Annotated in this window: 25 protein-coding genes; 8 read left to right on the top strand and 17 right to left on the bottom strand. The window is 72.7% G+C overall.

Features of this window, described 5'->3' with window-relative positions:
* Positions 1-32 precede the first annotated feature (32 nt).
* Positions 33-1,007 carry a cyanophycinase gene (locus ACFP2E_RS01180; protein WP_378521799.1) on the top strand — a complete coding sequence of 325 codons (975 nt, stop codon included), beginning with the start codon at positions 33-35 and terminating at the stop codon, positions 1,005-1,007.
* The gene (gene cphA, locus ACFP2E_RS01175; protein WP_378521798.1) at positions 1,004-3,778 is read left to right on the top strand and encodes a cyanophycin synthetase; all 2,775 of its coding nucleotides are present in this window, start codon (positions 1,004-1,006) and stop codon (positions 3,776-3,778) included. The genes ACFP2E_RS01180 and cphA overlap by 4 nt, the downstream gene beginning before the upstream one ends.
* Before the next feature lie 4 nt (positions 3,779-3,782).
* Here the strand turns inward: cphA and ACFP2E_RS01170 are convergent, their stop codons facing one another.
* Positions 3,783-4,595 (bottom strand): alpha/beta fold hydrolase, encoded by an 813-nt coding sequence (locus tag ACFP2E_RS01170; protein WP_378521797.1) that lies wholly within the window; start codon positions 4,593-4,595, stop codon positions 3,783-3,785.
* A 9-nt stretch (positions 4,596-4,604) separates the two neighbouring features.
* A complete protein-coding gene (locus ACFP2E_RS01165; protein ID WP_378521796.1) occupies positions 4,605-6,290 on the bottom strand; it encodes a Mur ligase family protein in 1,686 nt (561 codons plus the stop codon).
* Between the two features lie 56 nt (positions 6,291-6,346).
* On the opposite strand from ACFP2E_RS01165, the gene ACFP2E_RS01160 reads away from it, so the two are divergent.
* A complete protein-coding gene (locus tag ACFP2E_RS01160; protein WP_378521795.1) occupies positions 6,347-6,832 on the top strand; it encodes a putative molybdenum carrier protein in 486 nt (161 codons plus the stop codon).
* Positions 6,833-6,849: 17 nt separating this feature from the next.
* Here ACFP2E_RS01160 and fabI read toward each other — a convergent pair whose 3' ends face one another.
* The 3 genes from fabI to ACFP2E_RS01145 are packed head-to-tail and all read right to left on the bottom strand — an operon-like array spanning position 6,850 to position 8,674.
* Positions 6,850-7,620: an enoyl-ACP reductase FabI gene (fabI, locus tag ACFP2E_RS01155; RefSeq protein WP_378521794.1), complete on the bottom strand. Its 771-nt coding sequence runs from the start codon at positions 7,618-7,620 to the stop codon at positions 6,850-6,852.
* A gap of 45 nt (positions 7,621-7,665) precedes the next feature.
* A complete protein-coding gene (gene fabG / locus ACFP2E_RS01150) occupies positions 7,666-8,418 on the bottom strand; it encodes a 3-oxoacyl-ACP reductase FabG (protein WP_378521793.1) in 753 nt (250 codons plus the stop codon).
* A 43-nt stretch (positions 8,419-8,461) separates the two neighbouring features.
* On the bottom strand, positions 8,462-8,674 hold the full coding sequence (locus tag ACFP2E_RS01145; RefSeq protein ID WP_378521792.1) for a dodecin: 213 nt from the start codon (positions 8,672-8,674) through the stop codon (positions 8,462-8,464).
* 75 nt (positions 8,675-8,749) lie between these two features.
* On the opposite strand from ACFP2E_RS01145, the gene ACFP2E_RS01140 reads away from it, so the two are divergent.
* A complete protein-coding gene (locus ACFP2E_RS01140) occupies positions 8,750-9,082 on the top strand; it encodes a DUF3099 domain-containing protein (protein ID WP_378521791.1) in 333 nt (110 codons plus the stop codon).
* Positions 9,083-9,242: 160 nt separating this feature from the next.
* The gene (locus ACFP2E_RS01135; RefSeq protein ID WP_378521790.1) at positions 9,243-9,470 is read left to right on the top strand and encodes a hypothetical protein; all 228 of its coding nucleotides are present in this window, start codon (positions 9,243-9,245) and stop codon (positions 9,468-9,470) included.
* A 12-nt stretch (positions 9,471-9,482) separates the two neighbouring features.
* Here ACFP2E_RS01135 and moaA read toward each other — a convergent pair whose 3' ends face one another.
* A complete protein-coding gene (gene moaA, locus ACFP2E_RS01130; protein WP_378521789.1) occupies positions 9,483-10,481 on the bottom strand; it encodes a GTP 3',8-cyclase MoaA in 999 nt (332 codons plus the stop codon).
* An 85-nt stretch (positions 10,482-10,566) separates the two neighbouring features.
* On the opposite strand from moaA, the gene ACFP2E_RS01125 reads away from it, so the two are divergent.
* Positions 10,567-11,373: an SURF1 family protein gene (locus ACFP2E_RS01125; RefSeq protein WP_378521788.1), complete on the top strand. Its 807-nt coding sequence runs from the start codon at positions 10,567-10,569 to the stop codon at positions 11,371-11,373.
* On the opposite strand, the gene ACFP2E_RS01120 is transcribed toward ACFP2E_RS01125, so the two are convergent.
* The 4 genes from ACFP2E_RS01120 to ACFP2E_RS01105 form a co-directional block, all read right to left on the bottom strand.
* Positions 11,321-11,566: a hypothetical protein gene (locus ACFP2E_RS01120; protein ID WP_378521787.1), complete on the bottom strand. Its 246-nt coding sequence runs from the start codon at positions 11,564-11,566 to the stop codon at positions 11,321-11,323. The two genes, ACFP2E_RS01125 and ACFP2E_RS01120, sit on opposite strands and share 53 nt — an antisense overlap.
* Before the next feature lie 70 nt (positions 11,567-11,636).
* The gene (locus tag ACFP2E_RS01115) at positions 11,637-13,502 is read right to left on the bottom strand and encodes an ABC transporter ATP-binding protein (RefSeq protein ID WP_378522000.1); all 1,866 of its coding nucleotides are present in this window, start codon (positions 13,500-13,502) and stop codon (positions 11,637-11,639) included.
* A gap of 47 nt (positions 13,503-13,549) precedes the next feature.
* A complete protein-coding gene (locus ACFP2E_RS01110; RefSeq protein ID WP_378521786.1) occupies positions 13,550-14,344 on the bottom strand; it encodes an enoyl-CoA hydratase/isomerase family protein in 795 nt (264 codons plus the stop codon).
* 62 nt (positions 14,345-14,406) lie between these two features.
* Positions 14,407-16,005, bottom strand: coding sequence for an ABC-F family ATP-binding cassette domain-containing protein (locus tag ACFP2E_RS01105; RefSeq protein ID WP_378521785.1), 1,599 nt, complete (start codon positions 16,003-16,005; stop codon positions 14,407-14,409).
* Between the two features lie 95 nt (positions 16,006-16,100).
* Between ACFP2E_RS01105 and ACFP2E_RS01100 the strand changes: the two genes are divergently transcribed.
* A complete protein-coding gene (locus ACFP2E_RS01100) occupies positions 16,101-17,024 on the top strand; it encodes a neutral zinc metallopeptidase (RefSeq protein ID WP_378521784.1) in 924 nt (307 codons plus the stop codon).
* 15 nt (positions 17,025-17,039) lie between these two features.
* On the opposite strand, the gene ACFP2E_RS01095 is transcribed toward ACFP2E_RS01100, so the two are convergent.
* From ACFP2E_RS01095 to ACFP2E_RS01080, 4 genes are read right to left on the bottom strand one after another with little or no spacing between them, the layout of a single operon-like run.
* Positions 17,040-17,945 (bottom strand): aminoglycoside phosphotransferase family protein, encoded by a 906-nt coding sequence (locus ACFP2E_RS01095; RefSeq protein WP_378521783.1) that lies wholly within the window; start codon positions 17,943-17,945, stop codon positions 17,040-17,042.
* Between the two features lie 60 nt (positions 17,946-18,005).
* On the bottom strand, positions 18,006-19,574 hold the full coding sequence (locus ACFP2E_RS01090) for an ABC transporter permease (RefSeq protein WP_378521782.1): 1,569 nt from the start codon (positions 19,572-19,574) through the stop codon (positions 18,006-18,008).
* Positions 19,571-20,485: an ATP-binding cassette domain-containing protein gene (locus tag ACFP2E_RS01085; protein ID WP_378521999.1), complete on the bottom strand. Its 915-nt coding sequence runs from the start codon at positions 20,483-20,485 to the stop codon at positions 19,571-19,573. The genes ACFP2E_RS01090 and ACFP2E_RS01085 overlap by 4 nt, the downstream gene beginning before the upstream one ends.
* Positions 20,486-20,540: 55 nt before the next feature.
* Entirely contained in the window at positions 20,541-21,161 is a 621-nt protein-coding gene (locus tag ACFP2E_RS01080; protein WP_378521781.1) for an acVLRF1 family peptidyl-tRNA hydrolase, read from the bottom strand.
* Positions 21,162-21,215: 54 nt separating this feature from the next.
* Here ACFP2E_RS01080 and ACFP2E_RS01075 point away from each other — a divergent pair, with 54 nt between their 5' ends.
* Positions 21,216-21,344: a hypothetical protein gene (locus ACFP2E_RS01075; RefSeq protein WP_378521780.1), complete on the top strand. Its 129-nt coding sequence runs from the start codon at positions 21,216-21,218 to the stop codon at positions 21,342-21,344.
* Positions 21,345-21,350: 6 nt separating this feature from the next.
* Here the strand turns inward: ACFP2E_RS01075 and ACFP2E_RS01070 are convergent, their stop codons facing one another.
* The 3 genes from ACFP2E_RS01070 to ACFP2E_RS01060 form a co-directional block, all read right to left on the bottom strand.
* Entirely contained in the window at positions 21,351-21,872 is a 522-nt protein-coding gene (locus ACFP2E_RS01070) for an AAA family ATPase (RefSeq protein WP_378521779.1), read from the bottom strand.
* The gene (locus tag ACFP2E_RS01065) at positions 21,869-22,369 is read right to left on the bottom strand and encodes an NUDIX hydrolase (protein WP_378521778.1); all 501 of its coding nucleotides are present in this window, start codon (positions 22,367-22,369) and stop codon (positions 21,869-21,871) included. Before ACFP2E_RS01065 ends, ACFP2E_RS01070 begins: the two co-directional genes overlap by 4 nt.
* A 263-nt stretch (positions 22,370-22,632) precedes the next feature.
* Positions 22,633-23,373, bottom strand: coding sequence for an alpha/beta hydrolase (locus ACFP2E_RS01060; protein WP_378521777.1), 741 nt, complete (start codon positions 23,371-23,373; stop codon positions 22,633-22,635).
* Between the last annotated feature and the right edge of the window lie 31 nt (positions 23,374-23,404).

The raw sequence follows: 23,404 nt of genomic DNA, 5'->3' as shown, positions 1-23,404 counted from the left end.
GGCCCACTCTGGCAGCCGATAGCCTCCCTGTCATGCCCGGACCCCTCATGATCATCGGCGGCGCCGAGGACAAGCTCGGCAAGCGCACCATCCTGCGGGAGTTCGTCGCGGCGGCCGGCGGCGAGGAGTCCCGGATCGCGGTCATCGCGACGGCGTCGTCCCTCGGTCCCGAGGTCGTCGAGGTGTACGACGCGCTGTTCCGCAAGCTGGGCGCCGCCGAGGTGGTCTCGGTGCGGCCGGAGAGCCGCGAGGACGCCCACGACCCCGACCTCGTCGAGCAGCTCGGCAAGGCCACCGGCATCTTCATGACCGGCGGCAACCAGCTGAAGCTCTCCGCTGTCATCTGCGGCACCCCGTTCGGCGACGCCCTCGTGGAGGCCCACGAGCGCGGCGTGGTCGTCGGCGGCACCTCCGCCGGGGCCAGCATCCAGTCGTCGCACATGGTGGCGTTCGGTGGCCCGGGCTCGACGCCCAAGCAGCGCATGACGCAGGTGGCGGCCGGCCTCGGGCTGCTGCAGTCCGCGGTGATCGACCAGCACTTCGACCAGCGCAACCGCTACGGCCGGCTGCTGATGATCGTGAGCCAGTCGCCGTCCCTGCTCGGCATCGGCGTCGACGAGGACACGGCCGCGGTGGTCGAGCACGTGGACGGCCACGAGCTCCTCCGGGTCGTCGGCCGGGGCGCGGTCGCGATCTTCGACCCGGCCCGGATCGTCACCAACGCCTACGAGGCGAAGCGCTCCTCGCCGCTGCTGGCCAGCGGGGTGGTGCTGCACGTCCTCCCCCATGGCAGCACCTTCGACCTCACCACCCGCACCCTGGTCCCCCAGCCCGCCACCGTCGACCCCGCGGAGGCGGCCGAGATCGCCGAGGCCGGCCGCGACCTGCGCCAGCTGGCCCGCGACATCGCGGCCGCCGACGCCTCGCCGTCGGCCCTGCGACGCAGGCTGGCGCGCTCCCGACGCCCACAGTCCCCCACCCCCGACGAGGACGGAGCCTCCCGATGACCGAACGACCGACCCCCGACCTGTCGATCGTCGAGACGAGGGTCTACCGGGGACCGAACGTCTGGTCCTACGACAAGGCCATCCACCTCGTCGTGGACCTCGGCGTCCTCGAGCAGCACCCCACCAACACGCTGCCCGGCTTCACCGACCACCTCCTCCAGGCGCTGCCCGGACTGCGCGAGCACTCCTGCTCGCGCGGCCGCCGCGGCGGCTTCGTGGAGCGGCTCCACGAGGGCACCTGGCTGGGCCACGTCGCCGAGCACTGCGCCCTCGCGCTCCAGCAGGTCGTCGGGCACGACGTACGCCGGGGCAAGACGCGGCAGGTCAAGGGGACGACCGGCGTCTACAACGTCATCTACGGCTACATCGACGAGCAGGTCGGCCTGGCGGCCGGGCGGCTGGCGGTGCGGCTGGTCAACCACCTCGTGCAGGCCGACCCCGAGTTCGACTGGGAGAAGGAGCTCGAGGCCTTCATCCTGCGCGCCGAGCGGACGGCGTTCGGCCCGTCCACCCAGGCGCTGGTCGACGAGGCGGTCTCGCGCGACATCCCGTGGCTGCGGCTCAACAAGTACTCCCTCGTCCAGCTCGGGCAGGGCGTCCACGCCAAGCGGATCCGCGCCACGATGACGTCGGAGACCTCCTCCATCGCGGTCGACGTCGCCTCCGACAAGGACCTGACGACCCGGCTGCTCAGCGCGGCCGGCCTGCCGGTGCCGAAGCAGGAGTCGGTGCGCACCGTCGACCAGGCCGTCGCCGTCGCCCGACGGATCGGATTCCCGGTCGTCGTCAAGCCACTCGACGGCAACCACGGCCGGGGCGTCTGCCTCGACCTGCGCGACGAGGACGCGGTGCGCGAGGCGTTCCCCGTGGCCCAGGAGCAGTCGCGCCGCGGCACGGTGATCGTCGAGTCGTTCATCACCGGCAAGGACTACCGGTGCCTGATCATCGACGGGAAGATGGCCGCGATCGCCGAGCGGGTGCCGGCCCACGTCGTCGGTGACGGCACCTCCACGGTCCGCCAGCTCGTGGACCTCACCAACGCGGACCCGCGCCGCGGTGTCGGTCACGAGAAGGTGCTGACCCGGATCAAGGTCGACGCCGCGGCCGAGGAGCTGCTGGCCGCCCAGGGCTACGACCTCGACTCCGTGCCGCCGGCCGGCGAGATGGTGAAGCTGACCCTGACGGGCAACATGTCCACGGGCGGCATCTCCATCGACCGCACCTACGAGGCGCACCCGGAGAACGTCGAGATCGCCGAGGAGGCGGCCCAGATGATCGGACTCGACATCGCCGGCATCGACTTCATCTGCCCGGACATCACCGAGCCCGTCCGCGAGACCGGCGGCGCGATCTGCGAGGTCAACGCCGCGCCCGGCTTCCGGATGCACACCCACCCGACCATCGGCGAGCCGCAGTTCATCGCCAAGCCGGTGATCGACATGCTCTTCCCGCCGGGCGCCCCGTCACGGATCCCGATCGTCGCGGTGACCGGCACCAACGGCAAGACCACGACGTCGCGGATGATCTCCCACGTCTTCAAGGGGATGGGCCGCAAGGTCGGGATGACCTCGACGGACGGCGTCGTGATCGACGAGCGGCTGCTGATCCGCGCCGACGCCTCCGGTCCGCGCTCCGCCCGGATGGTGCTGCAGAACCCCCGAGTCGACTTCGCCGTCTTCGAGGTGGCACGCGGCGGCATACTGCGCGAGGGCCTCGGCTACGAGCGCAACGACGTCGCGGTCGTGCTCAACGTGCAGCCCGACCACCTCGGGCTGCGCGGCATCGACACCGTCGAGCAGCTCGCCGACGTCAAGGCCGTCATCGTCGAGGCCGTCCCCCGCGACGGCCACGCCGTCCTGAACGCCGACGACCCGCTGGTCCGCGAGATGCGGCGCCGCTGCTCCGGCCAGGTGGTGTGGTTCTCCATGGAGCCGCCCGGCTCCGAGGTGCGCGACATGATCGAGGCGCACTGCCGCCGCGGCGGCAAGGCGCTCGTGCTGAACTCCTCGGAGCGCGGCGAGATGATCGTGGTCAAGCACGGTCCGCGCGAGATGCAGCTCGCCTGGACCCACCTGCTCCCGGCGACCTTCGGCGGCAAGGCGCGGATGAACGTCCAGAACGCGCTCGCCGCCGCCGCCGCGGCCTTCGCCGCGGGTGCGCCGCTGCACGACATCCGGCAGGGCCTGCGCACCTTCTCCACCAGCTACTACCTCTCCCCCGGCCGGCTCAACCAGGTCGACGTCGACGGCATCAGCGTCATCGTCGACTACTGCCACAACGCACCGGGCATGCGGATGCTGGGCGACTTCGTCGACCGCATGGGCGACTCGATGTCCTCCTCGCACGACCTCGCCCGGCCGTCCCGCATCGGCATCGTGTCGACCGCCGGCGACCGTCGTGACGAGGACGCCCGCGAGCTCGGTGAGGTGGCCGCCCAGCACTTCGACGTGGTCATCGTCCGCGAGGACGTCCAGCTGAGGGGCCGGGAGCGCGGCGACGTCGCGGCGCTGGTCGTCGAGGGCGTGCAGAAGGCGATGGGTGAGGGCGCGCGGTGCAAGCAGGTCGAGACCGTGCTCGAGGAGATCGAGGCGGTCCGCCACGCGATGAGCCGCGCCAACCGGGGCGACCTGGTGGTGGTCTGCGTCGACCAGCACTCGGCGGTGATGACCGAGCTCGAGGGCTGGTCGCACCAGGCCCAGGCCGGGTCGGGCGCCAGCGCCGACGCACCGGCCGCGGACCCGGACTACGCCCCGTCCTCACCGGAGTCCTGACCCACTACCGCTCCGTGGCGGGCAGCACCTCGCCGAGGAACTCCCGGACCGTCGCGTGGGCCGGGTGGATCACCCGGCCGTCCGGCACGACGACGTGCCGGACGTCGGGCAGCAGGTCCGCGAGCCGGTCGTCGACGGCCCGGGCGGTCTCCGAGGAGGCCGCCGCCGTCACCACGAGCACCGGCAGGTCCACCCCGGCGAGCTCCTCGGCCGTCGGGGCGAACGGCTCCGCGGAGAGGTCCAGGCCCTGCCCGCGGACCTCGGCCAGCAGCACTGCGCCGGCGTTCTCGTAGACCTCCCGCGACACACGGTCGAGCCCCGCCCAGGTGCCGGGCCCGAGCACGAGGTCCAGCACGGCGCGCGAGGCCTGGACCGGGTCGGGCTGGTCGCCGGCGGCCAGCAGGGCCTTCCGCAGCCCGTCTGCCCAGCGCTGGGCGTGCCGGTCGAGGGCGAAGACCGCCGGCTCGAGCAGCACCAGCGCGCGCACCAGGTCCGGGCGACGCACGGCGAGCGCCAGCGCGACCAGCCCGCCCGTGCTGCGCCCCATCACGACCGCCGGCGCGGCGTCGAGGTGCTCCAGCAGCGCGACGGCGTCGTCGACGGCGTCGTCGAGGTCCACAAGCGCAGGACGGTCCGGCCCGCTGCGGTGGTAGCCGCGGCGGTCGTAGACGATCGTGCGGGCCCTCGACGCGAGCTCTCGGGCGGCGTCCTCCCAGAAGGCGGCCGAGCCCGGGCTGCCGTGGATCCCCAGCAGTGGCGCACCGGCACCCCGCTCCTCGTAGTGGAGGGCCCAGCCGTCACGCGGGAGCGTTGGCATCCACCCAGCCTACGGCTGCGCGCGGAGCACCTTGTCCCGCAGCGTCTCGGGCGTGTCCGGCGTGCCCCCGTGGTCGGCGATCCAGCGGTAGACGCCCTCGCGGTCCTCGTGGCACATCAGCGCCGCCACGTCGCCCGGCTCGGCCTGCTCCACCACGGCGGCGAGGCCCTCGACCTCGGTGGGGTACGACGGCACCTCCTCGACGCCCACCCGGGCCGCTCCGGCCCGGATCAGCCCGTCGAGCTCCTCCATGCTGCGGCCACGCAGGTAGCGGCCCTTGTGGGCGGCGACCATCAGGTCGCTGTCGCGCGCCCCGATCTCGCCGAGCTTCTCGATGAGCTCGTCCTGGCGGTCGCCGACGACGCCGAGGGCGAGCAGCAGCCGGCCCCCCTGTGGCCGGATGCCGTTCATGATCTCCAGCAGGGCCTCGAGGCCGGCCTCGTTGTGGGCGAGGTCGACGACCACCGACACCTCGCCGAGGCTGAAGACGTTCATCCTGCCCGGGTTGTGCTCGGCGTCCGGCCGGAAGGTGCGCAGCCCCTCGACCACGGCCTCGCGCGGCAGCCCGACGGCCAACCCGGCGGAGGCGGCCGCGAGGGTGTTCTCGACGTTGAAGCGGGAGAGCCCGGCCAGGGTCATCGGCACGTCGACCAGCGGCACCAGGGGGTCGGGGTCGGCGTCGGGACGCAGCACCGACACCCAGCCGTCGATCACGGTGGTCGCCCGGCCACCCGTGCTGAGGACCTCGCGGATCGCCGGGGAGTCGGGGTCGCGGGAGAACACCCACGGTTGGGCCTTGATCGCCGCCCGCATGGCGAGCACGCGGGGGTCGTCGGCGTTGAGCACCGACCACCCGCTCTTGCGGGTGATCCGGGCGACCACCGACTTCACCTCGGCCAGCTGGTCGACGGTGTCGATGCCGTGGAGGCCGAGGTGGTCTGCCGAGACGTTGGTGACGACGGAGACGTCGTTGCGGGTGAGGCCGATGCCCTTGAGCAGGATCCCGCCGCGTGCGGTCTCGGTGACGGCGAGCTGGACCTCCGGGTGGGCGAGCACCCGACCGGCCCCGCTGGGCCCGGAGTAGTCGCCCGCCTCGACCAGCGTGCCGTCGATGTAGATGCCGTCGGTGTTCGACCAGCCGGCGAGCAGCCCGCTCGTCCGGGCGAGGTGCGCGATCATCCGCGAGGTCGTGGTCTTGCCGTTCGTCCCCGTCACCGCGACCACCGGGACCCGGGGGACGAGCGTGCGCGGCCCCTCCCCGTCCTCGGCAGCCATGACCCGCTCGGCGGCGCGCCCCACGGCCGCCTCGACGTCGGCCCCGGGCACGGCGTCGAGCACGTCCGCGACGGCGCGCCCCATCTCCTGGGCCCGGTTGCGGTGGCGCCACGGGTAGGCGACGACGAGCCGGTGCGGGTCGGGCGTCGGCCGCACCCGGACTGCGAGCCGCACCGTGCCCGACTCCAGCGCGACGGCACGGACGAGCTTTGCCACCGCCCGGGCCGCGAAGCGCTGCCGGAAGCCGGACTCGCTCGGCCCCGGGCGGGCGTTCTTCAGACCGATCCGGCGCGCGAGGCGCAGGGATGTCTCCTCCGAGGCGTTCACGAGCGGGCTGACGTCGAGCGTGAGCTTGATGGCTGCACGCGGGAAGTACAGGTTGGGGCCTTCGAGGACGCGGAGCTCGACGAGGGACGTCACCGGGACACGTTATCGGGGCCGGACCGGAGCTCGCCGGGGGCGTTAGCCTCGAAGCCGTGAGCGGACGCTTCCCGCCCTCCCGTCTCGTGTCCGGCGGCCAGACCGGAGCCGACCGGGCCGCCCTGGACTGGGCGGTCCGCCACGGGGTGCCCCACGGCGGCTGGTGCCCCGCGGGCGGCCTCGCCGAGGACCGGCCGGACCCGCCCGGCCTGCTCGACGACTACCCCGGGCTCCGGGCCACCCCCACGGCCGAGTACGCCGTGCGCACCTCCTGGAACGTCCGCGACAGCGACGCGACGCTGCTGCTCGTCCCACCCGGCCACGCGCTGACCGGCGGCACGGCGTACACCCGCGACGAGGCGGTCCGCCTGGGGCGTCCCCACCTGATGACCGACGGCACCGACCCGGAGGCCGTGCTCGACTGGCTGCGGGACGGGCTGGTGCTCAACGTGGCGGGTCCCCGGGAGAGCCGGGTGCCGGGCACATACGACTGCACGACGGACCTGCTCGACGCGCTGCTGCGGTTGTCCGACGAGGGGTGACCCCCCAGGCCGCTCGCTCAGGCGCCCATCGCGTGGAAGCCGCCGTCGACGTGGACGATCTCGCCGGTGGTCGCCGGGAAGAAGTCCGACAGCAGCGCGCACACCGCACGCGCCGTGGGCGTGTGATCCGTCTCGTCCCAGCCGAGCGGGGCGCGGTCGCTCCACATGGACTCGAGCTCCTCGAAGCCGGGGATCGCCTTGGCAGCCAGCGTCTTGAGCGGCCCGGCGGAGACGAGGTTGACCCGGATCCCGTCGGGGCCGAGGTCGCGGGCGAGGTAGCGCGCGCACGACTCCAGCCCCGCCTTGGCGACGCCCATCCAGTCGTACGCCGGCCAGGCCACCGTCGCGTCGAAGGTCAGCCCGACGACCGAGCCGCCCTCGGACATCAGCGGCTTGCAGGCCGTCGCGAGCGACTTCAGCGAGTACGCCGAGACCTGCACCGCCTGGGCCACGTCGGGCCACGGGCCGTCCAGGAACTTGCCGCCGAGCAGCGTCTCGGGGTTGCCGTAGGCGATCGAGTGGACGACCCCGTCGAGGCCGTCGACGTGCTCGCGGACCGCGTCGGCCAGCCCGGCGAGGTGGTCGTCATCGGTGACGTCGAGCTCGAGGACCGGTGGCTCGGTCGGCAGCCGCTTGGCGATCCGCCTGGTGATGCCGAGCGCGCGCCCGAAGTTGGAGATGAGCACCGTGGCGCCCTGCTCCTGGGCAACCTTGGCGGTGGCGAAGCCGATGGAGGTGTCCATCGTGACTCCGGCGACCAGGATGCGCTTGCCGTCGAGGATTCCCATGTCCGTCTCCCGTTCCTTCGCTCAGTGACCTGTGCCGTCGGTGGGTCAGTGACCCATGCCGAGTCCGCCGTCGACCGGGATGACCGCACCGGTGACGTAGGAGGCGCCGGGGCCGGTCAGCCAGAGCACGGTCTGCGCGACCTCGTCCGTCGAGCCGTAGCGGCCCAGCGGCACCTGGCCCTTGATGGCGTCCTTCTGGTCGTCGGTGAGCACCGCGGTCATGTCGGTGTCGATGAAGCCGGGCGCGACGACGTTGGCGGTGATCGAGCGTGACCCGAGCTCCCGCGCCAGGGATCGGGCCATGCCCACGAGCCCGGCCTTGGAGGCGGCGTAGTTGACCTGGCCGGCAGAGCCCAGCAGGCCGACGACGGAGGAGATGAAGACGATCCGGCCGCGCCGCAGCCGGAGCATCCCCTTGGCGGCGCGCTTGGCGAGCCGGAAGGAGCCGGTCAGGTTGGTCTCGAGGACCGACGACCAGTCGTCCTCGGACATCCGCAGCAGCAGCGTGTCGGCGGTGATGCCGGCGTTGGCGACGAGCACCTCGACCGGCCCGTGCTCCTTCTCGACGGCGGCGAACGCCGCCTCGACCGCGGCCGGGTCCGTGACGTCGCAGCGGATGTCGAGCGCGCCCACCGGGGCGCCGCCGCTGCGGGTGGTCACCGCGACCTTGTCGCCGGCGGCGAGGTACGCCTCGGCGATGGCACGGCCGATGCCACGGTTGCCGCCCGTGACGAGGACGGACCTCGGCTCGGACTGCTTGTCGGGCTGGTCGGGGTCGGTTCCCGTGGTCTGGCTCACGTCACGCGACGCTAGCGATTACCGCGGGGTATCCGAAAAGGACTCACTCGTCCTCGAGCCGGAAGCCGATCTTCATGCCGACCTGGAAGTGCTCGACGCCGCCGTCCTTGACCTGGCCGCGGATCTGGGTGACCTCGAACCAGTCGAGGTGGCGCAGCGTGCGGCTGGCCCGGTCGATGCCGTTGCGGATCGCCTGGTCCACGCCCTCGGGGGACGTGCCGACGATCTCGGTGACGCGGTAGGTGCGGTTCGACATGGGTTCCTCTCGACGATCCGGTGCGCGCGACGCACACCACGTTGAACCCGGATCGTAGCCACGTACGCTCGAAGCATGGGCAGGGACAAGCGAGCATCCTCCGACGCGGTACGCATCACGACGGCCGCGACGAGCCCGCAGGCCGACCTCAAGGCCCGGCAGCGGCGCTACCTCTACTCGATGTCGCTGCGCACGATCTGCTTCGTCGGCGCGATCCTCGTGGGTCCCGGCTGGTTCCGATGGGTTCTCGTGGCAGGTGCCATCGTGCTGCCCTACATCGCCGTGGTGATGGCCAACGCGGTGGCGTCGAAGTCCGACGACTTCGCGCTCCAGGACGACCTGACCCAGCGGCCGCAGCTCACGTCCGGCACGGAATCCGTACGCGGACCGGGCCAGTCCACCGGTTGACGTCCGACGGCCGTTGGCCAAGAATCCCCCTTCGGGCTGGGTCTCCCCCGTTCCAGCCCAAGCAGTGCCGGACGGTCCGCGTGGTCGTCCGGCACTGTCACATCCTGGGCACGTGCCGGCCGCTGCCCGGCGCCCCCAACGGACCTGAGAGCCTGTCCCGGTGAGTGACGCCTCCGACGAGCCGGCCGAGCTGCTGTCCTGCTCCGCCAAGGGGTGCACGGCGGACGCCGCGTGGGCCCTGCTGTGGAACAACCCGCGGCTGCACACGCCCGACCGGCGCAAGACCTGGCTCGCGTGCGACGAGCACCGCAGCACGCTCGGCGACTTCCTGGGCGCCCGCGGGTTCCTCAGGGACGTCGTCCCCGTCGACGAGCGGCCGGACGCCTAGACCCGGTCACGATCAGCCGCCGATCGCCGACATCGGCCGCTCCGGCTGCAGGAACGCCGGGTCGTCGATGCCGTGCCCCGCGCGCTTGCCGCGCATCGCCGCGACCCAGCGCTCGGCGAGGTCCTCGTCGTCGGCCCCGCCGCGCAGTGCCGCCCGCAGGTCGGACTCCTCGCGAGCGAACAGGCAGTTGCGGACCTGCCCGTCGGCGGTGAGCCGCACCCGGTCGCAGTCGCCGCAGAAGGGCCGGGTGACCGACGCGATGACACCCACCGTCCCCGGGCCGCCGTCGACGTGGAAGAGCTCGGCCGGCGCGCTGCCGCGCGGCTCGGACACCGGGGTCAGCTCGAACTCGCGCCGGAGGTGGTCGAAGATCTCGTCGGCGGTCACCATCGCCGTGCGGCTCCAGCCGTGCTGGGCGTCGAGCGGCATCTGCTCGATGAACCGCAGGTCGTAACCCTCCGCGAGGGCCCACCGCAGCAGCTCCGGAGCCTGGTCGTCGTTGACGCCGCGCAGTAGCACGGCGTTGATCTTCACGGGCGTCAGGCCCGCCTCGCGAGCCGCCTCGAGCCCCGCGACCACGTCGTGGAACCGGTCGCGTCGGGTGATCTCCAGGAACGTGTCGGGACGCACGGTGTCGAGGCTGACGTTGACCCGGTCGAGGCCCACCTCGCGCAGCGCGCCGGCGGTGCGGGCGAGCCCCAGGGCGTTGGTGGTGAGCGACAGCTCGACCGACGGGTCGATCTCCTTCGTGCGGCGCACGATGTCCACGAGCCCTCGGCGGACCAGCGGCTCGCCTCCCGTGAAGCGGACCTCGCGGATGCCGAGCAGCCGGACGCCGATCCCCATCAGCCGGACGACCTCGTCGTCGGTGAGCACGTCCTCGCCGGGCAGCCAGTCGAGACCCTCGGCGGGCATGCAGTAGGAGCACCGCAGGTTGCAGCGGTCGGTCAGCGAGACCCGGAGGTCCGTCGCGACCCGGCCGTAGCGGTCCTCGAGCGTGTGCGTCGTCACGTTCGCGAGTCTAGGCGCCACGGAGCAGGAAGCCGAGCGACCACCGGCGGGCCGGGCGGTTCGGGCCGCCCGATAGATTTCGGGGGTGAGTTCCCTGCGGTTCCTGCTCAGCCGGCGCTGGGTGCTCTTCGCCCTCGTCGTCGGGCTGCTCGCCTACCTGGCGTGGGTGCTCGGGCAGTGGCAGTTCGACCGCCTCGAGGAGCGGCAGGACCGCAACGCCCTCATCGAGCGCAACGAGCAGGCGCCGCCCGTGCCGCCGGGCGAGCTGATGCCCGTCGGCGACGACGTGGCCGCCTCGGACGAGTGGCGCACCGTCACCGCGACCGGCACCTACGCTGTCGAGGACACCGTCATCGTCCGCTACCGGACCCGCGACGGCGCCGCGGGCGTCGAGGTCGTGGTGCCGCTGGTGACCGCCGACGGCACCGCCCTGCTGGTCGACCGCGGCTGGCTGCCGACGGACAACCGGGGCACCGCCGACCCCGACGACGTGCCGGCCCCGCCGCAGGGCGAGGTCACCGTCACCGGCTGGGTCCGCGTGGACGCCACCGGGGACAGCTCCTCCGTCACCGACCAGTCGACCCGCGCCATCTCCAGCGACGCGATCGGCGAGGCCCTCGACCGGGAGGTGTACGGCGGCTTCGTCGAGCTGCGCGAGGAGAGCCCCGCGCCCGCCGAGCCGCTGGCCCCCGCCGAGCTCCCCGAGCTCGACAGCGGCCCGCACTTCTTCTACGGCCTGCAGTGGTGGTTCTTCGGCCTGCTCGCCCTCGTCGGCTTCGGCTACCTGGCCTGGGACGAGTGGCGCAAGCGCCCCGGACGCGGCTCGCGGCCCGGTGCGACTACGGGTGACGGCGTCGCGAGCGGGGTCGGCGGCTCAGTCCCTCGCAGATGACGAGGTAGAAGAGGATCGAGCCGACGACGTAGGCCGCCGTGGCCACGGCCACGTCGCCGCCGAAGAGCCCGACGAGAGTGGCAGGCAGCAGCCCGAACAGGGCGGCGACGAAGCCGATCATCAGCTTGTCCAGGGCCTCGAGCTGTGGGCGTGGGGCGCTCCGCCCCTTGCTGGCGCGTGGGGGTTGGCTCATGCCTCGATCGTGTGCCGGCCCGGTGGCCCGGCGCATCGCCCAGATCAACGATCCGGCGCCGGCGGCAGGACTAGGCGACGGGCGCGTCCTCGATGAACTGCGTGCGGTAGAGGTCGGCGTACAGCCCGACCTGCGCGAGCAGCTCGGAGTGGGTGCCGGCCTGGACGATCCGCCCCTCGTCGAGCACGAGGATCCGGTCGGCGCCGCGGACGGTCGAGAGCCGGTGCGCGATGACCAGCGACGTGCGGCCCTCGAGCGCGGCGTCGAGGGCGCGCTGCACGGCGGCCTCGGACTCGCTGTCGAGGTGGGCGGTGGCCTCGTCGAGCACGACGATGGACGGCGCCTTGAGCAGCAGCCGGGCGATCGCGAGCCGCTGCCGCTCGCCTCCGGAGAGGCGGTAGCCGCGGTCGCCGACGACGGTGTCGAGACCGTCCGGCAGCGAGCGGACGAGGGTCGCGATCTGCGCCGCCTCCAGCGCCGACCAGACCTGCTCGTCGGAGGCGCCGGGCCGCGCGTAGAGCAGGTTCGCGCGGATGGTGTCGTGGAACATGTGCGCGTCCTGGGTGACGTAGCCGACCGTGTCCTCGAGGGACTGCAGCGTGACGTCGCGGACGTCGTGGTCGTCGACCCGCACGGCGCCGGACTCGACGTCGTACAGCCGGGCGACGAGGTGGGTCACCGTGGTCTTGCCGGCCCCGGACGGGCCGACCAGCGCCACCATCTGCCCCGGCTCGGCGGTGAAGGAGATGTCGTTGAGCACCTGGCCGGTGTCGCGGCTCTCAGTGCGGGCGACCGCCTCCAGCGAGGCGAGCGAGATCTCGTCGGCGCGCGGGTAGGTGAACGCGACGTGGTCGAACTCGAGCTTCGCCGCCGTCGGCGGCAGGTCCGACGCGTCCGGCTTCTCGCTGATCATCGACGGCAGGTCGAGCACCTCGAAGACACGCTCGAAGCTGACCAGCGCGGTCATCACGTCGATGCGGACGTTGGACAGGCTCTGCAGGGGCCCGAGGAGCCGCACCAGCAGCGTGCCGAGCGCGATGACGGTGCCGACGGTGAGGGCGTCCGAGAGCACCAGGTGGCCGCCGACGCCGTAGACGACCGCCGTCGCCAGGGCCGGGACCAGCAGCATCGTCGACACGAAGATGCGGGTCACCAGGCTGATCCGGACGCCGAGGTCGCGGACCGTGCGGGCACGGCCGGCGAAGTGGGCGTCCTCCTCGTCCCGGCGGCCGAACAGCTTGAGCAGCATGGCGCCGCCCACGTTGAAGCGCTCGGTCATCACGTTGCCCATGTCGGCGTTGCCGTCCATCTGCTCCCGGGTCAGCCGGGCGATGCGCGAGCTCACCAGCCGGGAGGAGAGGAAGAGCAGCGGGAACAGCGCCAGGCACAGCAGCGTCACCTGCCAGCTCAGCGCGAACATCGCGATGCCGACGACCACGACCGAGATGGTGCTGGAGACGGTCCCGGACAGGGTGGAGGTGAAGGCGCGCTGCGCGCCGATCACGTCGTTGTTCAGGCGGGAGACGAGCGCGCCGGTCTGGGTGCGGGTGAAGAACGCCAGCGACTGCCGCTGGACGTGCCCGAAGACCCGCGTGCGCAGGTCGTAGATCAGGCCCTCGCCGATCCGTGCGGAGAGCCAGCCGCCGAGGACGCCGAGCACGGCGCCGACGAGCGCGGTGAGCGCCATGCCGAGCGCCAGCAGCGTGATGAGCCGGCCGTCGCCCTCGGCGATGCCGTCGTCGATGATCCGCTGCACCAGCAGCGGGTTGACCACGACGAGCGCCGCGTCGAGGACGGTGACGGCCAGGAACACCGCGATCGTGCCCCTGTGGGGGCCTGCGAAGGTGAGCACGCGCCGGAGCGTGCGCGGGTCGATGCGCGCCTTGGCCGCCTCGCGGTCCGTCCGCATGTGGCGCCAGGCCGGCCCCATTCCCATGCTCAGCGACACGACGTCCTCCTCGTTCCCCGGCTACTCCACCCCGGCTACTCCACCCCGGCCATCAGCCGGGCCACCTCCCGGAAGCGCCGCACCTGCGCCTCGCGCTCGAACCTACGCTGCTCCTCCAGCGAGCGGTCCGAGGCGTCGAGCAGCAGCGCCTTGGTCTCGCGCACCGCGCCCGCCAGGGGTGCGGTGAGGGCGCCGACGAGGTCCTCGACGGTGCCGTCGAGCTCCGCCGCGGGTACGGCGGCCGTCGCCAGGCCGATCTCGACGGCCTCGCGGGCGGTCACCATCCGTGCCGTGGCGCAGATCTCCAGTGCCCTGGCGTAGCCAACGCTGGCGACCAGCGGCTTTGTTCCCGTCAGGTCCGGCACCAGGCCCAGGGCCGGCTCCTTCATGCACAGCAGCGCGTCGTCCGCGAGCACCCGCAGGTCGCACGACAGGGCGAGCTGGAAGCCGGCGCCGATGGCGTAGCCCTGCACGACGGCCACGGAGACGAAGCGCGGGTCCCGCAGGAACGTGAAGCCCTGCTGGTACTCGTCGATCGTCGCCGACATCTCCTCGTCGCTCAGCCGCAGCAGGTCGGCGACCGACTCGTGGCTGCCGCCGCCGGTGGGGTCGAGCATCGCCCGGTCGAGGCCGGCCGAGAAGCTGTGGCCGCTCCCCCGGACCACGACGACCCGCACCTCGTCGGGGATCTCGCGGGCGAGCTGCGCGAGCGCGCGCCACATGGTCGGCGTCTGGGCGTTGCGCACCTCGGGGCGGTCGAGGGTGATCGTCGCGACCGCGCCGTCGACGGCGTAGCGCAGACCTGCGGCGGCGAGCTCTTCCGGAGTCATGCCCCGAGCATAGTTACCGACGGGTAGGTCAGGCCAGCGACTCGGTCAGCCCAGCGACCCGGTCAGGCCAGCGAGACCAGGTCGGCGTACTCCGCGGTCCAGAGGTCCTCGACGCCGTCGGGCAGGATCAGCACCCGGTCCGGCTCCAGCGCGGTGACGGCCCCCTCGTCGTGGGTGACCAGCACGATCGAGCCCTCGTAGGACCGGATCGCCGCCAGCACCTCCTCGCGGGAGGCGGGGTCGAGGTTGTTGGTGGGCTCGTCGAGCAGCAGCACGTTGGCGCTCGAGACGACCAGCGTCGCCAGCGCCAGCCGGGTCTTCTCGCCGCCGGACAGCACCTTCGCCGGCTTGTGCGCGTCGTCGCCGGAGAAGAGGAACGACCCGAGCACCGAACGGGCCTCGGTGTCGGTGAGCTGCGGCGCGGCGCTCTGGAGGTTCTCCAGGACGGTCCGGTCGGTGTCGAGGGTCTCGTGCTCCTGGGCGTAGTAGCCGACCTTGAGCCCGTGGCCCGCCTCGACCTGCCCGGTGTCGGGCTGGTCGACGCCCGCCAGGATCCGCAGCAGCGTGGTCTTGCCGGCACCGTTGAGGCCGAGGATGACCACCCGCGAGCCGCGGTCGATCGCGAGGTCGACGTCGGTGAAGACCTCCAGCGAGCCGTAGGACTTCGACAGCTCCGAGGCGGTGAGCGGCGTCTTCCCGCACGGCGCGGGCTTGGGGAACGCGATCCGTGCGACGCGGTCCGACTGCCGCTCGGCCTCGACACCGGCCATCAGCTTCTCGGCGCGCTTGAGCATCGACTGCGCGGCCTGGGCCTTGGTGGCCTTGGCGCGCATCTTGTTGGCCTGGTCGGTGAGCGTCTTCGCCTTGTTCTCCGCGTTGACGCGCTCCCGCTTGCGGCGCTTCTCGTCGGTCTCGCGCTGCTGGAGGTAGGCCTTCCAGCCCATGTTGTAGACGTCGATCTCGGCGCGGTTGGCGTCGAGGTGGAGCACCTTGTTGACCGTCGCCTCGAGCAGCCCGGTGTCGTGGCTGATCACGATGAGCCCGCCCTTGTGGGCCCTGAGGAACTCGCGCAACCACACGATGGAGTCGGCGTCGAGGTGGTTGGTGGGCTCGTCGAGCAGCAGCGTGTCGGCGCCCGAGAACAGGATCCGGGCCAGCTCGACCCGGCGCCGCTGGCCGCCGGACAGGGTGCGCAGCGGCTGGCCGAGGATCCGGTCCTCGATGCCGAGGCTGCTCGCGATCGTCGCCGCCTCGGACTCGGCCGCGTAGCCGCCGCCGGCGTGGAGCTCGGCGTCGGCACGGGAGTACCGCCGCATCGCCTTCTCCCGGACGTTGGGGTCGTCGCTGCCCATCTGGGCCTCAGCCTCGCGGAGCCGGCGTACGACGTCGTCGAGGCCGCGCGCGGACAGGATCCGGTCGCGCGCCAGGACCTCGGGGTCGCCGGTGCGGGGGTCCTGAGGGAGATAGCCGACGGGGCCGGCGGCGGTGACGGTGCCCGACGCGGGCAGCGCCTCGCCGGCCAGGATCTTGGTGAGGGTGGTCTTGCCGGCGCCGTTGCGGCCGACGAGTCCGACCTTGTCGCCGGCGGCCACCCGGAAGCTGACGTCCTCCATGAGGAGGCGGGCCCCGGCACGGACCTCCAGGTGCTGGGCGGTGATCATGAGGGTCGCCAGTGTAGTGCCGCCGTCGGGCGGGTATTCCTCTGGGAGTCGGCCCCACCCCGGGGGTCCGGCGAGGACTGTCCGGGAGGCACCCGATGCGCTTCAACCCCAAGGCCCGGCTCGACACCCGTCGGGTCTCCCACCGCAGCCGCGGTGGCGGTGGCGGCGGCGGTCTCGGAGGCGGCGGGACCCGGCTGCCGGTGCCCGGCGGAGCCGCCGCAGGAGGCGGCATCGGCCTGGTCGTCGTGGTCATCGCCTTCCTGCTGCTGACCCAGCTCGGCGGCGGCGACACGGGCGGTGGCGGCGGGTCCGCCGACGACGGCCGCTACGAGCAGTGCCTGACCGGTGCCGACGCCAACGAGAGCGCCGACTGCGCCCGGGTGGCCGTCGAGAACTCCCTCCACGACTACTGGTCCGAGACGCTGCCGGAGCAGGCCGGGGTGGAGTTCCGGCCGCAGCGCGACCTCGTCACCTTCGACGGGTCGGTCGACACCGGCTGCGGGCCCGCCACATCGGCGACCGGCCCGTTCTACTGCCCGGCGGACCGCACGATCTACCTCGACACGACCTTCTTCGACGAGGTGCTCGACCGGCAGCTCGGCGGCGGGGACGGCGACTTCGTCGAGCCCTACGTGCTCGCCCACGAGATGGGCCACCACCTGCAGAACCTCACCGGCGCGCTGGGCCGGGTCCGCACCCAGCAGGGTCCGGAGAGCGACGCGGTCCGGCTCGAGCTCCAGGCCGACTGCTACGCCGGGATGTGGGCCGGCGCCGCGAGCTCGACCGACGACGCGGGCGGCGAGCCGCTCTTCACCGAGCTCACCCGCGAGGACATCGAGGAGGCCGTCGGTGCGGCGAAGGCGGTCGGCGACGACCGCATCCAGCAGCGCAGCGGCGGCCGGGTCGACCCCGACGGCTGGACCCACGGCTCGTCCGAGCAGCGGGTGCGGTGGTTCCTCGTCGGCTACGAGAACGGAAGCTTCGAGGACTGCGACACCTTCGCCGCGTCGTCGCTCTGACCGGTCCGCGGCCCCTCAGCCGACCAGGGCCTCGATCTGCGGGAACTGCCGCTGCAGCGCCCGGAGGTACGGCGCGACGGCGGGGTGGCGGTACTTCGCGGCGAGCGCGCCCTCGCCGGTCGCGACCCGGGCCAGCGCCCAGTCGGCACGTGTCAGCACGGTGTAGACGGCGGTGACCCGGGCGCCGAGGACGACCTCCTCGGGCTCGGCCAGCCCGTCCGGCAGGCCCAGCAGGTACGCCTCGACGAGCGGCTCGAACCCCTCGCGCGCCGACAGCAGGTAGTAGCCGAGGTCGGCGCCCACGGGGCCGGTGCCGAGCATCCCCCAGTCGACCGCGACCAGCTCGTCGCCCTCGCGGCCGGGGAGGTTCCCCGGGACCGGGTCGCCGTGCTGCGCCACCTGCGGGATCCCGTCGAGCGCGTCGAGGTGGCTCTCGCGGTGGCGCCAGAGGTGGTCCGCGACGTCCGCGACCGTCGTACGCGCGAGCGTCTCCCAGCCACCGCGTCGCGCCACCCGGGCGAGCCGGTCGCGCAGCTGGTCGCGCGCCAGCCAGGGCACGTCCCCGAGCTCGGCCCCGGCGAACCGGCCCATGGCGTGGGCGGCGAACAGCCCGGAGACCGCGCCGTCCTCGATCCAGTCCCTGATGAGCGTGGCGCCGTCGACGTCCTCCTCGACGCGCGCCTCGAGCGGCCCGCGCAGGCCCGGCGTCGCGACGACGGCCTTGGTCCGGGCGACCTCGACCTCGCGGCGCCACCACGCGAAGTGGTGCGGGTCGCTCAGCTCCGCCGGGTCGTGCTCCCCCGGGGCGCGGAACCGCTTGACGACGACCGGCCGGCCGTCGACCTCGGTGCGCCAGACGCCCACCGACGAGAGCGAGGTCCCGCCGGGCAGGGGGTGCCACCCGGGCTCGGGCTGCCACATGACCACATCGTGGCAGAGCGGGGCCCGGATCTTGTGGACCTCGGCGGTCGTCGGCGGCCGTCAGCTCACGTCGCGTCGGGCGAACGCCGCCTGGCCCGCGGCACTCAGCGCCAGGGCGACGGCGCCCAGCGCGGCGAGGGGCTGCCACCGGAAGTCCTCGACCGGCACCAGCGGGACGTGCTCGAACGGCGACAGGTCCTGGAACCACTGCGGCAGCCGGAACACCTCCCCGAACAGCAGGACGACGACCGCGAGGACCAGCGGCAGCCACGCCAGCGTGCCGAGACGGGGCGAGATCCCGACCAGCAGGCGCGCCACGCCGCTGAGGACGAGGACCGGCACGACGTACAGCAGGACCGGCGGCGCGCGGCGCGCGCCCGCGGCGGGGTCGCCGGTGACCAGTGCGTAGCCGAGGGCCAGGCCGACACCCGCGGCCAGCAGCACCGCCACCACGCCGCCGACGGTGACGGCGACGTGCCCGAGCAGCCAGCGGCGACGCGGCAGCGCCGTCGCCAGCAGCGCCTCGACACGGCCGGCGTCCTCCTCGGCGCGCGGGCGGAGGGCCGAGGAGATGGCGTAGCCCGAGGCGAGCAGCGCCAGCATCACCGCGGCGGTGGCGTAGAAGCCGTCGACCAGCGACCCGCCGCCCTGCGCGAACATCTCGGAGGCGCCCGCGTCCCCCATCAGCTCCTCGACCTCGTCACCGATGGCGCCGTAGGACAGGCCGGTGAGCCCCAGCCCGACCGTCCAGCCGATGACGGCCCCGCGGTGGAGGGTCCAGGCCAGGCCCACGGCGCTGCGCAGGCCCCGGCCCGCCCTGTCCGGGCCGGGCCGGGCGGCGAGGACGCCCGAGCCGGAGTCGCGCCGCTCGAAGACGGCGTACGCCGCCACGAAGGTCACCGCCGCGGCCGCCACGAGGAGCAGCGCCGGCCACCAGCGGAGCCCGGAGAACGCGTGCATGGCCTGGTACCAGCCGATCGGCGAGAGCCAGCTGAGGGCCGTGGGTCCGACGTCGCCGACCGCCCGCAGCACGTATGCGACGCCGATGACGGCGCCGGTGATGCCGTACATCGACCGGGTGGTCGCGGTGAGCTGCGCGGCGACCAGCGCCACCCCGGTGAACAGCCAGCCACACAGCATCAGCCCCACGCCGAGGGCGACGGAGTCGGCGACCGCGAGCGGGTAGGCGACGAGGCTGGCGGCCACGAGCAGCCCGAGCAGGACGTTGGCCAGCAGGGCGACCACGACCGCCGCGGTCATCGGCGCGCGGCGGTCGATGGCGGCCGCGCGCACGAGCTCGTCGCGGCCGCTCTCCTCCTCGGCGCGGGTGTGGCGCCCCACCAGCACCATGCTCATCAGCCCGGCGAGGATGGCGCCGAACGCCGTGGCCTGCCAGGTGACCTGGCCGCCGATCGTGTTGAGCGCACGTGGCGGCCCGGCCATCGCGATGAACGCGGCGTTGCCCTCCATGCTCGCGGCGGCGCGGTCGAACTCGGCCTGCGTCGCGTAGAGGCCGTCCACGCTGAACGCCTGCGTCCAGTACAGGAACATCCCGCCGACGGACCACAGCAGGACCATCAGCCGGTCGCGGCGCAGGAAGGCGCCGAGCAGGATCCCGCTGCCGGTCACGGCTCCTCCGCCGGCGGCGCGGCCGGCACCCGGTCGCCGTAGTGGCGCATGAACAGCTCCTCCAGCGTCGGCGGCTGGCTGGTCAGCGAGAGCACCCCCGCCGCCTGCAGGGCGTCGAGGACGGGGTCGAGGGAGTTGGTGTCCACCTGGAGCCGGACCCGGGTGCCGTCGACCTCGACGTCGTGGACGCCGGGCAGCGCGGACAGCCCGTGGGGCGTGGTGCGCAGGTCGGCGGCGATCAGGGTGCGGGTGAGGTGGCGCAGCTCGCCGAGCGTCCCGGACTCGACCGTGACGCCGTTGCGGATGATGCTCACCCGGTCGCAGAGGTGCTCCACCTCCGCGAGGATGTGGCTGCTCAGCAGCACGGAGTGGCCCTCGTCGCGGAACGTGTCGACGTACTCCCGGAAGACGGCGTCCATGAGCGGGTCGAGGCCCGAGGTGGGCTCGTCGAGCAGCAGCAGCTCGACGTCGGAGGAGAGCGCCGCGACGAGCGCGACCTTCTGCCGGTTGCCCTTGGAGTAGCTGCGGCCCTTCTTGGTCGGGTCGAGCTCGAACCGCTCGACCAGCTCGGCGCGGCGCTGCTCGTCGAGGCCGCCGCGCAGCCGACCCAGCAGGTCGATCGCCTCGCCGCCGGTGAGGTTGGGCCACAGGTTCACATCGCCCGGCACGTAGGCCACCCGCCTGTGGAGCTCCGCCGCGTCGTGCCAGGGGTCGCCACCGAAGAGCCGAACCTCGCCGGAGTCCTTGCGCAGCAGCCCGAGCAGCACCCGGATGGTCGTCGACTTGCCGGCGCCGTTGGGGCCGAGGAACCCGTGGATCTCGCCTCGGCGCACCGTGAGGTCGAGCCCGTCGAGCGCCCGGGTGGCCCCGAACGTCTTGACCAGGCCCCGGATCTCGACGGGGTTCTCGATCGAGCTCTCGGTCGGGCTCTCGGTATGGGCGGTCTCCTCGCTCACGCCTTCGACTCTAGGCGGGCGGGGTGTCGGCGTTGTGGACCTCGACGCGGATCGACTGCGCCAGGGCGACGGCGTCCTCGAGCACGCCCCGCCTCGGGTCGGGCACCGTCAGCCACGGCTCGAGCCGCTGCACGTGGCCGAGACGCGGGTCCGCCAGCACCTCGTCGACGGCGGTGTGGTCGCCGCCGACGGCGACGGGAGTGACCCCGCCCAGGATGCGCACGGCGTGCTCCGCCGCCGCCTCGTACGCCTGCCGCGCCTGGTTGGCCCGCCGCCGGGCGAACCGCTGCTGGCTCTGCCCGCCCGCCTTGGTGCGGCCCTGCACGTGGCGCTGCCCCACCTTCGACTCCACTGTCCTGCCGCCCTCGAGCCGGGCCACCGCGAACCCGCCCTTGCGCACCAGCAGCACGCCCCAGGTGGCGGGCGGTTCGACGTCGTGGGCGAAGGCGCCCACGTCCGGCAGACCGGCGTACGACGTGCCGAACGGGAGGTGCGCCGCGAACGTCGAGCCGTCACTCGCCGCCCCCGTCAGCGCGCCGTCGACGACCGCGAGCGCGGTCACCCCGTGGCGGCCCTGGAAGTTCTGCACCCAGCGCTCGAAGCGTTCGGCGGGGACGTGGACGTGGGCCATGCGGTCACCCTACGGAGGGCCTTCGCCGGGATGCAGTCGTGATAGACCTCAGGGATGAAGCTCCTGAGGATGGCCGCCATGGCCGGCATCGCCAAGAAGGTCTACGACGAGGCCCGCAAGCCGCACAACCAGGCGAAGATCCGCTCTACCGTGGACAAGCTCAAGCAGCAGCGCAAGCGCTGAGCCGCCTCAGCCCGCGACAGCGTCCGCGATGTGTGCGGCCGCCTGGGCGGGCGTGAGGTCGGTGGTGTCGACGACCTCGGCCTCGTCGTGCAGCCAGGTGCGCGACGCCTCGGCGTACGGCTCGAGATGAGCGAACCGGAACGTCGACGGGCCGAGGACGGCGTCCTCCTGGATGCGCCGGCGCAGGGTCTCCTGGTCAGCGTGCAGGACGAAGTGGCGGACCGGGATGCCGTGGCCGGCGAGCCCCTCGCTGATCTCGCGCCAGTACTGCTCGACCAGGACCGTCATCGGCATGACGAGCGTGCCGCCCGTGTAGTCGAGCACACGGCGGGCGGTCTCGACCACGAGCGGCCGCCACGGGGGCCAGTGCTGGAAGTTGCCCAGCTCCGGAAGTCCCGGCTCGACGTCCATGAGCGTCTCGCCCACCTTCTCGGCGTCCAGCACCCGGGATTCCGGGATGAGCTGCTGCACGAGTGCGCTGGTCGTCGTCTTGCCGGCGCCGTGGGTGCCGTTGATCCAGATGATCACGTGGACACCTTCCCCGAGGAGATGTCGATGGGCGCCGAGGGCACACCGCGGAGCAGCAGGTCGCCCAGGCGCGAGGCGAGGTCGGCTGGGAACACGCTCGCCGAGCTGGCGGCCAGATCGGCAACGGTCCACCAACGGAAGCCGGTGACGTAGCCGCGCTCGTCTGGCGTCATCGCCTCTCCCGAGGGCTCGAACCTCTCGGTCCGCGCCACGAACCAGCGCTCCTCGACAACCCTGGACTCACCCCGCCACGCGTACGTCGACCGCCGGGTCCAGACCTCCTGACCGAGTCGCAGGTCCCCGAGGCCCGTCTCCTCCGCCACCTCACGCCGCGCGGCAGTCGCCGCGTCCTCCCCGGGCTCGATGCCTCCGCCGACTGGGAACCAGAACGGGTCACTGTGTTCGTCCTCGCGACCGCTGAGCAGCAGAACCCGGTCGTCCGGGTCGAGGAGGAGCACCTTGACTGCCTTGCGTGAGGTGGAGCCCGAGCCGACCATGCGCGGACCCTACTCGGACAACTGGTCACCAGCGCGGGAGGTGCTTCTGGACCAACTGGGTGTTTCCCTGTCCAGGCGTTCGCGGCGGCGCCTCGGGGCAATGAGTTCGCGCGGACGGGGCGAGGCACGGGTCCTCACGAGTCGAGGAAGTCAAGCACTGCGGACGACCATGGCTCTGGTCGATCGAAGTGCGCCATGTGACCCGCACGGTCGATGACCCCCAATGATGCCGTTGGGACGGCGTCATGAAGTCGTCGCGCTACTTATACGGGAAACCCCATGTCTTGGGCGCCGTGGAGGATGAGGATCGGGCCGGCGAAGTCACGAAGAACCTGCTCAGGGTCGGCGGGCCGCCATGCGTGTAGGCGGCCTTCGCGGAACGGACGGAGCCATTCGCCTGAGAAGGACACCCTTCCGAGCAGCTGCAGGTACTCGGACAGGCGGTCGAGGTCCCAGATCGCAGTCGGAGCCCCTTCCAGCGCCCATTGCACGGTTCCACGGACGTATTGGTCGTGCTCGTCCGACCGGCAACGAGCCCAGGCCGGGCGCTCGACCTCGATTTCCAGCCTGCGCTCGTAGTCCGGCCACCCGGCCAGGTAGCTGTCCACGCTGGAGTACGCGGTGGTGGACGCCAGGACCAGCCGGCGAACGATGTCGGGGTGCGCCTCGACGAACAACTGAGCCACCTGCCCGCCGGTGGAAAAACCGAGAAGGTCAACGCTGTCGTACCCGAGGGCTTGGATCAGCTGCGCGAGATCCTCGACAACGAACTCGGGCTGGTAGCCATCCGGGCCGAGACCGCGAGTGCTCTGCCCGCAGCCGCGCATGTCGAACATGACGACGCGACGATGCTGGGAAACGGGAGTGAGGCCCGGCAGAAGGTAGGTGTGGTCCCAATCCGGTCCTCCGTGGATGACCACCAATGGCGGCTCGACACCGTCGGGACCCATCTCTCGGACGAACAGGTCAACGTCTCTCAGCGAGACGACGCTCGTGCGGTCCACTCAGACCCCTTCGTTCACTATGGGCGGCTCG

Source organism: Nocardioides sp. GCM10027114 (genome assembly GCF_042659625.1).
Taxonomy (GTDB): domain Bacteria; phylum Actinomycetota; class Actinomycetes; order Propionibacteriales; family Nocardioidaceae; genus Nocardioides.
This window is presented reverse-complemented; position numbering and strand designations above follow the sequence as displayed.